General features: G+C 41.6%; 8 protein-coding genes and 4 pseudogenes. 7 read left to right on the top strand and 5 right to left on the bottom strand.

Annotated elements, in window-relative coordinates:
* Positions 1-57: 57 nt before the first annotated feature.
* Positions 58-1,311, bottom strand: a complete 1,254-nt coding sequence (locus OO778_RS07140) for an ABC transporter substrate-binding protein (protein WP_264911178.1) — start codon at positions 1,309-1,311, stop codon at positions 58-60.
* A gap of 303 nt (positions 1,312-1,614) precedes the next feature.
* On the opposite strand from OO778_RS07140, the gene ugpC reads away from it, so the two are divergent.
* From ugpC to OO778_RS07155, 3 genes are all read left to right on the top strand, one after another.
* Entirely contained in the window at positions 1,615-2,706 is a 1,092-nt protein-coding gene (gene ugpC, locus OO778_RS07145; protein ID WP_130196687.1) for a sn-glycerol-3-phosphate ABC transporter ATP-binding protein UgpC, read from the top strand.
* A 505-nt stretch (positions 2,707-3,211) separates the two neighbouring features.
* Complete coding sequence (locus tag OO778_RS07150) at positions 3,212-3,967, top strand: FCD domain-containing protein (RefSeq protein WP_171934145.1); 756 nt, start codon at positions 3,212-3,214, stop codon at positions 3,965-3,967.
* A 177-nt stretch (positions 3,968-4,144) separates the two neighbouring features.
* Positions 4,145-5,587, top strand: coding sequence for a 3,6-anhydro-alpha-L-galactose dehydrogenase (locus OO778_RS07155; RefSeq protein ID WP_130201293.1), 1,443 nt, complete (start codon positions 4,145-4,147; stop codon positions 5,585-5,587).
* A 52-nt stretch (positions 5,588-5,639) separates the two neighbouring features.
* On the opposite strand, the pseudogene OO778_RS07160 reads toward OO778_RS07155, so the two are convergent.
* Positions 5,640-5,866, bottom strand: a pseudogene (locus OO778_RS07160) (integrase core domain-containing protein); the annotation flags it as partial.
* Positions 5,867-5,920: 54 nt separating this feature from the next.
* On the opposite strand from OO778_RS07160, the pseudogene OO778_RS07165 reads away from it, so the two are divergent.
* A pseudogene (locus tag OO778_RS07165) lies at positions 5,921-7,072 on the top strand (IS3 family transposase).
* 34 nt (positions 7,073-7,106) lie between these two features.
* Here OO778_RS07165 and OO778_RS07170 read toward each other — a convergent pair.
* Together OO778_RS07170 and OO778_RS07175 are read right to left on the bottom strand one after the other, a co-directional pair.
* Positions 7,107-7,226 (bottom strand): annotated as a pseudogene (locus tag OO778_RS07170) (IS110 family transposase); the annotation flags it as partial.
* Between the two features lie 196 nt (positions 7,227-7,422).
* Positions 7,423-9,012, bottom strand: a complete 1,590-nt coding sequence (locus OO778_RS07175) for a sugar porter family MFS transporter (protein WP_264911181.1) — start codon at positions 9,010-9,012, stop codon at positions 7,423-7,425.
* Between the two features lie 448 nt (positions 9,013-9,460).
* Here OO778_RS07175 and OO778_RS07180 point away from each other — a divergent pair, with 448 nt between their 5' ends.
* The 3 genes and pseudogenes from OO778_RS07180 to OO778_RS07190 all read left to right on the top strand — a co-directional run bounded on the left by OO778_RS07180 (position 9,461) and on the right by OO778_RS07190 (position 12,840).
* Positions 9,461-9,868 carry a hypothetical protein gene (locus OO778_RS07180; RefSeq protein ID WP_264911182.1) on the top strand — a complete coding sequence of 136 codons (408 nt, stop codon included), beginning with the start codon at positions 9,461-9,463 and terminating at the stop codon, positions 9,866-9,868.
* Positions 9,869-10,738: 870 nt separating this feature from the next.
* Entirely contained in the window at positions 10,739-11,482 is a 744-nt protein-coding gene (locus OO778_RS07185; protein WP_264911183.1) for a MalM family protein, read from the top strand.
* 437 nt (positions 11,483-11,919) lie between these two features.
* Positions 11,920-12,840: pseudogene (locus OO778_RS07190) on the top strand (IS5 family transposase).
* A gap of 295 nt (positions 12,841-13,135) precedes the next feature.
* Here OO778_RS07190 and OO778_RS07195 read toward each other — a convergent pair.
* Positions 13,136-15,556: a glycoside hydrolase family 2 TIM barrel-domain containing protein gene (locus OO778_RS07195; RefSeq protein ID WP_264911185.1), complete on the bottom strand. Its 2,421-nt coding sequence runs from the start codon at positions 15,554-15,556 to the stop codon at positions 13,136-13,138.
* Positions 15,557-15,580 lie beyond the last annotated feature (24 nt).

Raw genomic sequence — 15,580 nt, forward strand, 5'->3', positions numbered from 1 at the left:
TCAATTAGCCTATGGGCAAAGACGGCAGCTAAAAAGATATAGCTGCCAAACAAGCAATTAACGTTTCGCGATATCGCGAGCGACAAGTGCGTCCCAACGCTCAAGAATCACGTTATAGTCTTGGCTTGGGTTTAACATAAATGACATGATGTCATTCGTCATATCACGTGTTACTTCAACAGGCAGCGCACCGACAGGAAACGTTACATATTGCATAGCGTCACGCGCTTCGACATAATCTTTGGCAATATTCATTGGCAGACCTGAAGTACCACCAGTTAGTGTGGTCATTGCTGTATCTGCTTCCAAGAACAGTTTTAGGTTCTCGTCTAGAGTCCAGAAGTCGATCCACTTTTTAGCTGCGTCAACGTGCTTAGCATCTTTTGGAATTGCCCAACCAGGGCCAAGGTAATCTAGAGTGATACCTTTATCGCCATTAACCGATGGGAACGGTTTTAGAGAGAAGTTTTCTGGCAAAGAATCTTTAACAAATGGGTTGATGTTCCATAAACCCTGAGGCAGCATAGCGATACGGCCAGATTGAAATGTTGTCAGTGCCACCGACCATGGGTCTGTACCCGCACTAATTTTTGGATCGAAACACTTAGCATCAATCATTTGACGGAACGCCTCAAATGCGTTCTTCATTGATTGGTCTTCAGCGAATTTGATTTTGCCATTGTTAAACTGAGCTAAACGGTCTTGGCTAGGTACGTCACCATCAGCAAGACCTAGTGCTAAGAAGAAAATGTAAGGTGTCCACGCGCCGTTATTACCTGCAAGTAAAGTTGGTGTGATGCCTTCATTATTTAGCTGCTTACACGTAGCAGTAAACTCAGCAATGGTTTCTGGATACTTTGTAACTCCCGCTTTGGCCATTAAGTCATCATTAACATAGATACCCATGCCGGAAACTTGAAGCATTGCGTAGTATACATTGTTGTCTAAGCCAAGATGTGATTGTAGACCAGGTTGAATACGTTCAACGAAAGCTTGATCACCAATTTCCATTAGCTGACCGGCTCCACCCCAGTGTGTGATAAACTCGCGGTCAACCATGATGACATCCGGTGGACTACCAGCTTGGAAACGCGCTGGAATGCTGGTTACCATGTCATTACGCGCCATGTAATTAAGACGGACTTTAATTGTAGGATACTGCTGCTCAAACTTTTCGATTAGAACTGGAAAGTTTGCAACTTCTGCTCCTGCGCCCTTCCAACTAGCGACTTCTAGTTCGACTTCATTTGCGCCAAAGCTAGATGCTGAGAGAGTAAGAGCTGTTATAGCTGCAAGTTTTGTTAGTTTCATTGTTACCTTCCTTTATGGTACTCGATGAATAAATAGGCTTACTCACCAAGGATCTTTGTTATTTGCCATTAAAGTTTAATTGGAATACCAAATTTAGAGCCAAGATTACCAATTGGTTGATGATTAATGTGTGATTGGCTTCAAATTAGCTGGATTAAGCCGCTAGTATGGTTTGTCTGTAGCAACAATTATGAATTCAATCACAATAACGGACTAAATTACCAAAAACATATTAACCAACGCGGTGTGTTTAAGTTATTTTGGTTGATAAGTTGAAGTGTTTAAGAATTAAAGGCTCAAAAAATGGCAGATATCAAACTATCAAACGTTAAAAAGCGTTTTGGAAAAGTACAAACAATTCACGGCGTTGATTTAGAAATAGATCACGGAGAGTTCGTCGTTTTTGTTGGCCCATCGGGCTGTGGTAAATCAACTCTCCTACGTTTAATCGCAGGTCTTGAAACTATATCCGATGGTGAAATATTCATTGGCGGTAATATGGTGAACGACGTTGAACCTGCTGAACGTGGTATCTCAATGGTATTCCAATCATATGCGCTATACCCTCATATGACGGTTGAAGAGAATATGGGGTTCGGCCTTAAGATGAATGGGGTATCTAAAGATCAAGTGAATAAGCAGGTATTACTTGCGGCTAAAACACTTCAGCTCGAGCCACTCTTAAAGCGTCGACCAAAAGAGCTGTCAGGTGGTCAGCGTCAGCGTGTAGCGATTGGTCGTGCTATTGTCCGTAACCCAAGTGCTTTCCTATTTGATGAGCCTTTATCGAATCTTGATGCAGAGCTGCGTGTTGAAATGCGCTTACAAATAGCTCGTTTACACCAAGAAATAGATACAACTATGATCTATGTAACGCACGATCAAGTGGAAGCGATGACGCTGGCTGACAAGATTGTTGTTTTACGTGATGGGAGTATTGAGCAAGTTGGCTCACCTTTAGAACTGTATAATAAACCAACCAATATGTTTGTTGCTGGTTTTATTGGTTCACCAAAAATGAACTTTATCGATGGCGAAATCACAGAAGTTGATAAAGAGTTTTTGAATGTTCGTCTTGCCGACGAACAGGTTATCTCTATACCGATGAAGCAGCAGAGTGGTTCAAAAGTAGGTGAGCTCGTGAAAGTTGGCATTCGACCTGAACATATTCATGTTGAGGAAGAGAAGGGGAATGTGACGATTCGTTTTGCAAGTGAAGTGGTTGAGCGATTGGGTAACAGTACTTATCTATTTGGCCAGTATGCAAAGCAAGAGGGGTTCATCGTTCACCATCCAGGCGACAAAGAGGTGAGCGCATTTGACAACATCGATCTTTACTTTGCTACATCGGATTGTCATGTGTTTGATGAGAGCGGGGTCTGTATTAGCAACTAATTATTGATACGATGATTATAAAAGGTGGCTGGGGAAAGCAAATCTCTAGCCGCATTCTGGTATACCCCACCGATCTTTTTCCAACTGAGTTTAATTCATCGCAACAGTAAGTTGTAAGGAGTTGCTTACAACTAAAAGAGAATAAATGATTGTGAGGGATATAAGAAATTCCTGAGTATGGCGCATAGGGCCAAATCACAGATTGTGCCTCCATGTTCTTACCTGCTATAGCGTTCCAGATCAATGGCATTTGGAAGATACTTCGCGGCTGATTCTTAATTTAAATCACTCTTCTATTTTGGTAAACCATTTTTGGGTTTTAATCCGAAATTGGTTTGGATTTATTTGAGGCCTGTCTTATTATTAGAGAAATCTCGAGGGTTATACTGGTTATCAGGGTATAAATATGTCACTTTGACCGTATATCAAACGAAAATGAGAAAGTTAGAAGTTAACATCCTTACTAGTTGTTGACCAATGGTAATGGTTTAGGACAGAAATGACTATGGCTAAACACGCAAATAGACGAAGATATTTTGATGTAGGTAAACAGATAGAAGAGCTTTTGTACTCTGGTGAGTTTAAGGCCGGGGAAAGGTTACCTTCTGAAAGGGAACTGAGTGAGCGTTTTGATACCAGCCGCGCGACTATTCGTGAAGCAATCATCATGTTAGAACTTAAGGGATTAATCGCCGTAAAACAGGGGGCTGGAATCTACTTTATAGATTCTCCTGACAAGACTTGCAATACTCTATTAACTCCAATAAGTGACATAGGGCCATTTGAGCTTTTGCAAGCCAGACAAGTTATAGAAAGTAATATAGCTGGGTTTGCTGCCACACAGATCAAATTCAATGAACTACAAGCTTTAAAGAAAGTCGTTGCACAACAAGAAAATGAGCTTAACGGTGATAGTACAAGGTTTGAAGAACTTGACCAAAAGTTTCATCATATGATCGCGGAATCGACTCAAAACCGAGTTCTAATCAATCAAGCGAACCAAATGTGGAGCACTGTACGCATTCATAACCCACTTTGGCGAGAACTAAACCATAAATACCTTCATGAAACAGCGCTGAAAACCGCATGGGTTGATGACCATAAGCAGATTCTCATCGCGTTGCAAAAACGTTCTGCAGAAGAGGCTAAAATTGCTGTTTGGCGTCATATAGAAAACAGTCGGCAGGAGTTGATGAAGCTGGTCAATAACGAAGAATCTTCTGCTGAGTTTGATGATCTGTTTTTTGCGCAAGATATTTAGTCACTACCTAGAATTACAACATTTATTGTGTTTGACAGAGAACTCTCTACTCTAAAATACAAAATTTTGATTTTGCGCACACTAAATTGGTTGAGCTATTGGTATGGTGTGGTAAACCAATATTTTGGCTGTCTGTTTTTTGAAGGCGGCTATCACTAGTTTAAAGTAGGAACAATTATGAAACGTTACCAAATGTACGTTGACGGCCAGTGGATTGACGCTGAGAACGGCAAAGTTGATCAGGTTATTAACCCGTCAACCGAAGAAGTGCTTGCTGAGATTCAGGATGGTGATCAAGATGATGCTGAGCGCGTTTTGAGTGTGGCTAAACGTGCTCAATCTGACTGGAAACGAGTACCCGCGCGTCAACGTGCTGAACTATTGAGAAAGTTTGCTCAAGAAATCCGCAATAACCGTGAGCATCTTGCAGAGTTACTCGTGAGCGAACAAGGCAAACTACACCGAGTTGCGTTGGGTGAAGTCGATGTAGCTGCATCTTTTATCGAATACGCGTGTGACTGGGCTCGTCAGATGGATGGCGATATTGTTCAATCTGATAATGTGAACGAACATATCTGGATTCAAAAAATTCCTCGTGGTGTCGTGGTAGCGATCACTGCATGGAATTTCCCATTTGCATTAGCAGGTCGCAAGATAGGACCAGCACTGGTTGCGGGGAACACTATTGTTGTTAAACCAACCTCTGAAACTCCGCTCGCAACGTTAGAGTTAGGCTATATTGCTGAAAAAGTGGGTATTCCTGCAGGTGTACTCAATATAGTTACCGGTGGTGGAGCAAGCTTAGGTGGCGCTTTAACTAGTCACCGTTATACTAATATGGTCACTATGACAGGTTCAACACCCGTTGGTCAGCAGATCATCAAAGCGTCTGCGAATAACATGGCTCACGTTCAACTAGAGCTGGGTGGTAAAGCACCATTCATCGTAATGGAAGATGCTGATCTGGAGCAAGCCGCCGCCGCTGCTCTACATTCACGCTTCGACAACTGTGGTCAGGTATGTACATGTAATGAACGTATGTATGTACACTCTAGTGTCTACGATGAATTCATGGCGATCTTTATGGAGAAAGTCCAAAATATCAAAGTGGGTAATCCTATGGATCCAGAATCTGATATGGGTCCTAAAGTAAACAAACGAGAGCTTGAGCACATGGAAGCATTAGTCGTGCAGGCATTGAAAGAAGGCGCGCAACTTTTGTATGGTGGAAAGCGCCTTACGGAGGGTGAGTTTGGAAAGGGCTTCTGGTTTGAACCCACAATTTTAGGTAATGTTCAACAATCAATGACGATTGTTCATGAAGAGGCATTTGGTCCAATTCTTCCTGTTATAAAATTCGACACTTTTGAAGAAGTCATTGATTACGCAAATGATAGTGAGTATGGCTTGGCAGCTATGATTTGTACGCGAAATATGAAGTATGTACATCGCTTAACTCACGAACTTGAATGTGGTGAGATTTATGTGAACCGTGGTCATGGAGAACAGCATCAAGGTTTCCATAATGGCTATAAACTGAGCGGAACTGGTGGTGAAGATGGAAAATATGGCTTCGAACAATATTTAGAGAAGAAGACATTCTATGTGAATTTCGACTAAAATAGTCGAGATAGTAAGTGGCCCCGTCCTAATATGAGTTGAAACTCTCTAACTAAAACGCTCGATGTGCTTCATCGAGCGTTTTATATTTTAAAACCGCATGAAGCCTCATTTGAACATAGATCTCTGCAGATTCTGCAACCATTTTCCTGCCTCTTCCAGATTTTTCGGTTACCTAAGTAAGAACCTCATTTTGAGTATTCCATTTACACGTTCAGCTAATGCATTCTGATAGCTGTCATAGCAGTTATTCATCGAGAAAGTCAATTTATGTTTCTTGCGTCTGACTTGGACACCTTTTAGTTAGACGAAATGACTGATAGATAGGTGCTTATGAGCAGCAAAAGATATCCAGAAGAATTTAAAATTGAAGCGGTAAAACAGGTCACGGAAAAAGGTCATAGTGTGGCTGATGTTGCCAAGCGCCTAGGGACTTAGGGACGACTACACACAGTCTTTACGCTTGGATTAAGCGCTACGGTCCCGACTCCTCCCAACACCAAGCTCAATCTGAGGAAGTTGCCGAAATTCGTAGGCTTAGGAAAGAAATGCAAAGAGTTACCGAAGAGCGGGATATACTAAAAGCCGCGTGTACTTCGCAAGCCAGTCCGACTGAGGTACGCCTTTATCAAAGCCAACCAATCAGTTTGGCCTGTTCGACGGATGTGCAAAATCCTTGTGGTTCATCCCAGTGGTTTTTATACCTAGCTAAAACACCCTGACAGCAAACAAGAGAAACGGCGTAAGTATCTTATCGGTCTTATTAATCAGTTTTGGCTGGAATCTGGTGGGATTTACGGCTATCGAAAGATATACAGTGATCTACGAGATGAAGGGGAATTCTGTGGAATTAACCAAGTACATCGCTTGATGAAACGAGAAGGCATACAGTCACAACGCGGATACCGTAGAACCCGAGCTAAAGCGCGTACTGAACATGTCATTTCGGCTAACAAATTAGCCAGAGAGTTCAATCCAACGGCTCCAAACCAATCGTGGGTGACCGATATTACTTATATAAAAACACATGAAGGTTGGTTGTATCTTGCCGTTGTTGTCGATCTTTTTTCTAGAAGAGTGATTGGTTGGTCGATGAAAAGTCGAATAACTAAAGAGTTGGTTTTGGATGCACTTTTAATGGCTATATGGCGCCGTTCTCCAAGCCAAAAGGTGCTTGTACATCAGATCAAGGCAGTCAATATACGAGTCACGACTGGAACAAGTTCTTAAATCAACATGGACTGGAAGCCAGTATGAGCCGTCGATGCAATTGTCACGATAATGCTGCGGCAGAAAGTTTTTCCAGTTACTGAAAAGAGAAAAGTGAAACGAAAAATCTACTCTACACGGGAAGATGCTCGCATGGATACCTTTGAATATATTGAGATGTTCTACAACGTAAAACGAAGGCACGGTTCCAATAATCACTTGTCGCCTGTAGAGTATGAGAAGCAATATGAGAAAAGGCTAACTAGTGTCTACTGACTCGGTGGTTATTCATCCTGAATAGCAATGAAAATTCCTTGAGTAGCTTATTGCGTCTAACTTTTTGATTACTCTTAATTGAATGATCTACAAGACAAACACAGACCTGGAATACATTTTTGGTTAAATCAATTCCAACAACTTTTATATCCATAATGGCAGCCCTTTAGGTTTACTATCAGCATCAAGTCTGGCAGATACCGAGAAACTTGAGAGCTGAGGCGTCCATCACATCACTACAGTTCAGCAATAATGCTAAATGGAAGTGTGTTTGAGTCGTACGCGAGCTCCTACGGGTCTGTGAGAGATGAGGCGGTATTGCCTCATCCTACTCGATATTTCAACCGGAATTAACGAGGCACGTTGACAGAACTTGTATGATGCTCGAGGTTATCAGGTGCGAGCAGCAGTTCAATCTCTTCAATGGATTTATCTTTCGTTTCAGGCAGCATTTTAGCAATCAGTGCAAGACCAATGGCGCTGAACACCGCGTACATAAGGAAGGTGTTGCCGGCACCGAAGTTGGCAAGTTGCCAAGGAAAGAACTGCTGGATAAGATAACTTGCGATACTGGTGACTATGGCGGATACCGGGATTGCTGCGCTTCGTACCGAATTCGGAAAAATTTCCGAGAATAGCACCCACATAATAGGTCCAATGGAGATGTGGAATGCAGCGATAAAGCCCAGAATACCAAAAAGAACTATATATGGGTTAACGCTAATAGCAGTTTCGATAATTTGACTTTCATAGCGATGAAGGTCTTGATCGTTGTAAACCGCTGATAGAGCTTCTTTAAACTCAACGTCGTTATTGAAGGATTTACCTTGTAGTATTTCCAATGGCTTAGCGTTAATATTTTCGCTGAGCGTAACTATTTTTTCTTCGTTTATAGAGAACGTTGCGCTGTTGAATCCGTACCAACAAGTCACGTGGCTTAACATTGCGGTAACGAGACCAATAAGCAGCAAAGGACGGCGACCAAATCTATCAATAAACAAAATAGCCAACAGAGTAAACACTACACTAGTTAAACCGATATAGATAGATTGCTGGAATGCTGCATCACCACCGAAGCCAATTTGTTCAAACACGGTTGGGGCATAGAACAAGATCGCGTTCATACCAGTAATACCTTGTACAACAGCGATGATTATACCAATAATTAGGGTGGTTTTGTATTTTGGTGTAACCAAGTTTTTTAATTGGTCAACAAAAGGAGTTTGTTTGTCGTCAACCATATTGGCGTTGATGTTCTGGACCGTATCGATGATTTCTTTTGGTGAATACAGTTTGCCCAATACCATTTTTGCTTCTTGTGAACGTCCCTTTAGGATAAGCCAGCGTGGTGACTCAGGGACAGTAAACAACAGACCAAACCAAACAAGTGCTGGGATAAGCTCGGAACCAAGCATAGTACGCCAGATCCCTTCTGGTGAGAGCAAATAAAAACTCTCGCTTGTGTTAATAACAAGATAGTAGTTGATAAAGTAAGCTGCTGACAGACCAATAACTATATTGAGTTGATTGCCTGAAACCAGCTTGCCGCGTAGTCTTGAGGGTGCCACTTCGCCAATGTACATCGACGCCAATGACAGTGAACTGAACGCCAAGCCCCCGATAAGGCGAGATGCAACCAGCATCTCATAGCTAGTGGCTAGTGCTGAGCCAAGCGCAGATAATAGGTATAGGCCCGCGATCAGAATAAGTGTGTTCTTTCGACCCCAGGCATCGGCTATCTTACCCGCAAAAAATAATGCAATGATTGCCCCTAGGCTTGGTGCACTTACGACTGTACCGACTTCTAGGTTTGACAGGCCGAACTCTAAAGTAATGTAGCGTATTGTTCCCGAAATAATAGCGGCATCTAAACCGAAGACAAAGCCGCCCAGCGCGACTATCAGAGCATATCGAATGGCATTTTTGGTATGTAAATCCATATAAATATCTTGTTTAATTGAAATTGGTTGTCCAATTTTACCTTTTGGTGAATCAAATTCCGTGTTTTTGATCACAAATAGTAGTTTGATGTTGTTCCTTATATGACTTCTGCTGACCGGTGGCATATTCCGGAGCAATCCACCCTTTGTTTTACGGGTTGTCTGAACACCATTTTCGGGATCACTAGTGCATTTTTCCTTTAATCATGGTGTCAGTGTTCGGTCGAACGGAACGCTGTCTGGTGAGCTACTACAACAAGATTGAGCAGTTCAACTTGGGTTCAAATACGATGGATCTGAGATACCCAAGAGCACCGTGCCTTCTTGTTCGGTTGTAACTAACGTTTAGTTTGCCGCATCTGTAGTGATGTGATGGACTCCCATCCAACGGCGTCAATGCGCCAGAATTAAGTTGTTACCGCTTAATTTAAGAAAAGGTACGTCCATTATGAATATTAAAGTTGTTGGTATCGATTTGGCCAAAAGTGTTTTCCAGGTTTGTGTTTGGCAACAAGACGGTAGCATCACCTGGAACCGCAAAGTTACTCGAAGCAAATTGTTTCATACAATCAGACAGTTTCCTGATAAAGCGTTAATTGCCTTGGTAGCGTGTGGTTTCGCTCATCACTGGGCTAGGCAATTTATAACGTTGGGGCACCAAGTGGTATTAATTCCCGAACAGCATATAAAGCCGCTTGCGGATTATCAAAAAATGATGTTATTGCTATCTATGATAGCGGATTTTCTGTCTGGTGTAATTTTCCTTGTAAAGATAAGCTATTTGAAACAGCAACTTCCCGTGTGTTTGGAAGATGCTGATAATTGCTTGTCGTTTGTCTTGCTCCGATTACAATAGGAACAGTATGACGATATTATGCTTCTTGATAAAGACATTAACTTTTTAACAGCTGAGATTAACAGTCTGTGTAAGCCACAACCTCGTTATAAAGCGTTGCTATCTGTTCCTGGTTTAACTCTTTTGTCAAACGGAGAGGTAAAGTGAAAACCATTGTGGCATTGGCGAATTCTCACGGGTAAAGATGATTTCAACTTATTCCTTACGTTTGGGTTGTATAGGTTGAATTAAGTACTAAATATAACCAACATATAAGTTTGCAAACACTGCTGAACAAACGGTCACCCGTACCTGTCAAAACCTGAAGTTGACTATGGCTCGCTTGAAGAAACACGCATATTGACGTCGTATATATGGCAGCGAACCGCACATTCATCAGCAATTGCAAAAAGCGGGGCGTCTAGAATAAATAACCGACAAGAGGAATGTTCAGATTTCCTAAGCTCGATTAAAACAAGAATTCGGTAGATTTACCGTCAAATCGACAGCGTAATGAAGCTTACTTCCGTAGCTTGGTCAGTCATTCTAAACGAAGGGTGCCTGTATGAATGACATCAGAGCGAACTCATTTGTACTGATTATGTTCCTACTTTGGTTTAATCAGTCATTAGCCCTTTCTCGGTTGTCTAGTGGAGTTTGGACCCTCCCACAAAATTTAGCATCTACCTCCATACACTAGATAGGAACTTAAGATTAGAGAGAAAAGCAATTGTCTTCCTCAATACTAAGTATAATCTGTTAGAAATGTTGCTTGATATTGGCAATATTCTTTAAATTGACAGTCCAATCCTGTTTAATTGGTCCTGTATGTGTAGAATAGAGTAGAACAATAAGTAATAGAGGTGTATACCAATGCTGAGAAATTTACTAATGACAGGGCTGATTTTAGGGGGGTTAAGTGGGTGTCAGACTGTTAATCAAGTTTTTATGGGAAATGAAAAAGTGGAGCAATTAAGTAACAAAACATCTAACTCTTTGGAGGAACTCAATGCTTTGTATGTCGAAAAAGGAGATTTATCTGAAGTTAGTATCCAGCAGCAAACGCAGCGCTTAAAGGCTTATGGTGTAGATAGTCCTGTTGCTTTGTATGAGTTGCCTTCAAATTATGAAATATTAGATCTAAAGATCCAAGCTTATTATGATTCAAAAATCTTTGCTCCTTCAGTTTTAGTTATTGATAAAAAAGGTAATATTTTATCTCGCATCCCTAATGAACAGTTCCAATATAAATCTGGAGACCTATTTCAAACTTATCGTCAAGAATCTAACGTGCGTGTAATTCCTCAAGTCGCTGATATTCCGATATATGTCATTGTGTATACAACCGCGCAAGATGCTAGCAGCAGTAGCCGAATTTGGGTAAAGAAAGACAGAACTATGGAAGAAGAAGAAGTTGTGATTCCACATAGTTATACAGGAAGGGTTGCTATTGAATTTGATGCCTTGGGCAAATCCGATACCGTGATATTGGCAAATGAAAATGGTTTAGAAGTTAAGATATTGGAATACAACACTAACAAGTTTGAAAACCTTTTTGACGAACTTCGCCATACTATAAAACAAGGAAATACTCAGAAAGCTCTTGATTTGGTTGATAAAATTCAAAAGCTATAGTTGCCATTTTATTGGTCAGCATTACGTTCATTGGTGATTAATTGTTTTTTAAAGACGTATTTTTGAAGATGCGACGGTTTCGTCGAATGTATTCCTCTGAGCTTTTCGAATATAAGTGAGGTAGGTAAGAGTACAGCGAGTACTCATTACCAAACAACTGAGGATAAAAGTATAAAATATTAAACTTATTTGTTGCAATACAATGTGTATTTCTCTGACACACCAACAATGATGTAGAGAGCTGGCAGCAATTTTGGTACAGAATCATAGCTTGACGGTGAACGTAAGTTACAAGTTGAGTAGCTTCACAAACGACGAGATATTGGCGTCACACAGTCAAGGTTATTTTGATGGCTTGGGGCTTTGTTTCCTAAATCAGGGAACTAAATCAGTAACCCACGATCTGATCAGCTAAGTTCACTCAAACACTTAGACCAATGGCCAAGCCTCGCTACAAGACAACCAATTGGAAGTACTATAACCAAGCTTTAATTAATCGCGGCTCACTGACATTTTGGATAGATGAAGAAGCCATCCAGCTATGGAAGCAAATCAAACAGGGAAACCGCGGGAGACCTCGTTTGTTTAGCGACTTAGCCATTACGATAACTCTTATGGTTAAACGCGTATTTTCAATGCCGTTGAGAGGTCTTCAAGGGTTCATTAACTCTATTTTTAAGCTCGCTCAACTGCCATTGTCATGCCCTCATTATTCATGCATTAGCAAGCGAGCTAAAACAGTGAACGTTGCGTTCAAGACAAAAACCAAAGGAACCATCCAGCATTTAGCCATTGAAGCGACAGGACTAAAGGTCTACGGTGAGGGCGAGTGGAAAGTCAAAAAGCATGGCACTGACGGAAAGCGCCGTGTCTGGAGAAAGTTGCATTTAGCGGTTGATACCGAAACGCATGAAATCATTGCTGCTGAGTTAAGTCTATCGAATGTGAGTGACAGTGAAGTGCTGCCTAACTTGCTCAGGCAGACTTGACGAAAAATCGCAGAGATATCTGGCGATGAGGCTTATGACACAAGGTTGTGCTACGAAGCCATTCGCATCAAACGAGCCGCTCCAATCATTCCGCCGAGGGAAGGTGCGGCCTTCTGGGAGCGAGGTCATCCTCGCAATCTAGCGATCGGGTGCCAGAAACTCTATGGTTCAAATAAGCATTGGAAAAAGAAGTACGGCTACCATAAGCGTTCGCTCTCAGAGACAGCGATGTTCCGAGTTAAGAAACTGCTTGGTGGGACATTAAGCTTAAGAAATTACAATGCTCAGGTTGGCGAGGCTTATGCCATGATAAAAGCGTTAAACAAGCTCACAGGACTAGGTATGCCCGAAACGATGGTGATCGCCTAACAATTAGTCATGTTAGGCGTGTTTTTAACTGAAATCGAATTAGGAAACAAAGCCATGGCTTGGACTCAACAACGTGCTAAGAGATAATATCTTTTGGCATGTTGTAAAAATATTAAAGGTGGATTTTGTATTGTATGACACGGTATTGTTTGAAATTACATAAGCAGACATTACACTAATGTTTGCTTGCTGTGTAAGCTGCGACGCCTGTTGCTACTGCACGTATAGCTAAGCTTTAGGTATTTTGGCTCTTGTGAATACAAGAGCCAACTCAGAGTTAATGTATTAGTACAGTTTAAAGTAGTGAAAAAGAGGCTTTCACTCCTGAATTTGAGTAAATTTCGATATCACCATTTTGACCCTGCGATGATTTTACAACTGCTAAAACTCTGCCATGACGTGTAGCAATCGTTGGGCTATTATATGCGTCGATAGAAGATATACTGCCATTATCGGCTCCAATCCATTCACAACCGCGAACACGAAACTCTAACAATGCTTCTTCATGACTCACCGGATGGTTATCTTTATCAAGCATCTGGACTATAAGTTGCCGGTATGAGCTTGAACCTTCATGGGTTTCATCTACAATCGAGATCTTCCTCGGCACACCAGACGTGACAATTTCATCTCTAGTTACCTCTACGTCGTTCTTTAAACCAACCAGAGAGATTTTTCCTGCTTTATATGGTAAGGCCCAACGAAAGACTCTGTCGATTTGCTTTTCTAACTGTTGGGTTCCAACCAACTCATCGTTGAGGTAGAGTTGTACCTGCGGACAGTTGCTATAGGCTTCGATAGTGACCCATTGCTCATTTTCATAATTCCAGTGCGAGTTTCTTTCGTCCCAGACCCATAATTTTTTTTGCCAAGCATTTTCATCATGTTCAAAGGCAACAAAAGTTTGTTCGTCAAACTTCAGTTGTGTTAGGTCAGCTCGTTGAGTAAATGCTTTGACATAAGGTTCGTCTGTCCACAGCGATTTAAAAAGCGCAAAACTTGGCTTTTCAAACCCAGCGGTGTCTAGCAGGCCGCTGTCAGTCGTTCTTACAGGCCATTTACCATGAGATTCGCCCATATAATTGATTCCAGTCCAAAGAAACAATCCGGATACATGGTTGCGTTCAAGCACTGCTTTCCATTCATGCCATTGAGGTAAATTTTCATTACCGATTATCGGCAGGTTAGGCCTGATTTCATGCCCATAATCATATACAACACGTCTATAACTAAATCCAATTACATCGAGCGCGTCGGCGTAACCTGAATGGTAGCTGGATGATGGAAGGATACAGTTGGCAGTAATCGGTCGAGTTTCATCGATAGCTTTGACCCAACTAGCAAGCTTGTTCGCAGTTTTCCCAATATCATAAGTGTGATGTGGCAAATTGTTGAGTTTATCTTTTATTTCATCGGGAGAGTTAGGTGGTAAGCTCCAGAAATAATTCCCATCCCAACTTGCATCAAAAAAACCCGTTGCTTCGACGTTGCGTGGATAGGTCCACTCAATTTCGTTGCCAATGCTCCACATGAATATCGATGGATGGTTAATATGGCACTTCAACGTATTACAAAGGTCGGTTTTTGATCGGGTTTGAAAGTGCTCGGTGTAACCTTGGCTGAAAAAGTCATCGTGTTGGTTGCCCATGTTGAGGCGTTTATCTTTAGGATAGTCCCACTCGTCAAAAAACTCATCCTGCACGAGAAATCCCATCGTGTCACAGAGGTGCAATAGACGCTTGGAGGCTGGGTTGTGTGCGATTCTTATTGCATTTACACCACATTGTTTGAGCTTTGACAACCTACGTATCCATATTTCATCAGGTACGGCAGCGCCAACGAGTCCTCCATCATGATGAAGGCAGACCCCACGGACTTTAGTTGGCATCCCATTGAGGAAAAACCCCTGTTCTGGCGAAAACTCTATGCTACGGAAACCAATGTTTTCAGATACCCTATCAATGACGCGGCCATTTTCGTAGATTTGAGTTTCCAACTTATAAAGAATTGGTGAATCTGGGCTCCAAAGGCTCAGTTGATCACACGTTAGTTCTAATTCACATACTTCTCGATTGTTCACTGAACGATGCGTTCGAGCTGTAGCTACGCAATTATCGGAATTGGGCTCGAGCAAACGACTAACAATTGTCAGGTAATGCGTTTTCGTTTTTGCTTCAATCATCAGTTGCTGGTGGATATGGCCAATCTGGTTAGAGCTAACGGAAGCTTTTATATGATTTTCCCAAATAGGAACAAACACATCCTTAGTTAGAACCATTTCTATATCACGGTAAATACCTGAACCTGTATACCACCTACTGTCGATATACCTGCGTCTATCGACATGGATAGTAATTACATTGTCTGATTTCAAGTAATCAGTAATTTCTATATTGAATGGCGCATAACCATACGCTTGAAAATGTATATCACAGCCATTGATATTAATGGTTGCATTGTTGTAAATCCCGTCAAAAACGAGGATACAGCGCGAATAGTGTTTATTTAGAGGGTTTTTAAACTGCTTTTTGTACCAACCAGTCCCCCCAGGTAGGTAACCTGTGGCTCCATCATACTGTGGAGAAAAGGCCGAAGCTACACTCCAATCGTGGGGAAGCGTAACCGTCGACCATTGTTTGGTATTCGGTTTATCTTTTGCCAACTGAAAAAGCCAGCTGTCGTTAAATAATGTGGTACTTCTCGGCGAATTGTGCATATCAACATATCCTGAAAAATAGTT

The organism is Vibrio sp. STUT-A16 (assembly GCF_026000495.1).
Taxonomy (GTDB): domain Bacteria; phylum Pseudomonadota; class Gammaproteobacteria; order Enterobacterales; family Vibrionaceae; genus Vibrio; species Vibrio diabolicus.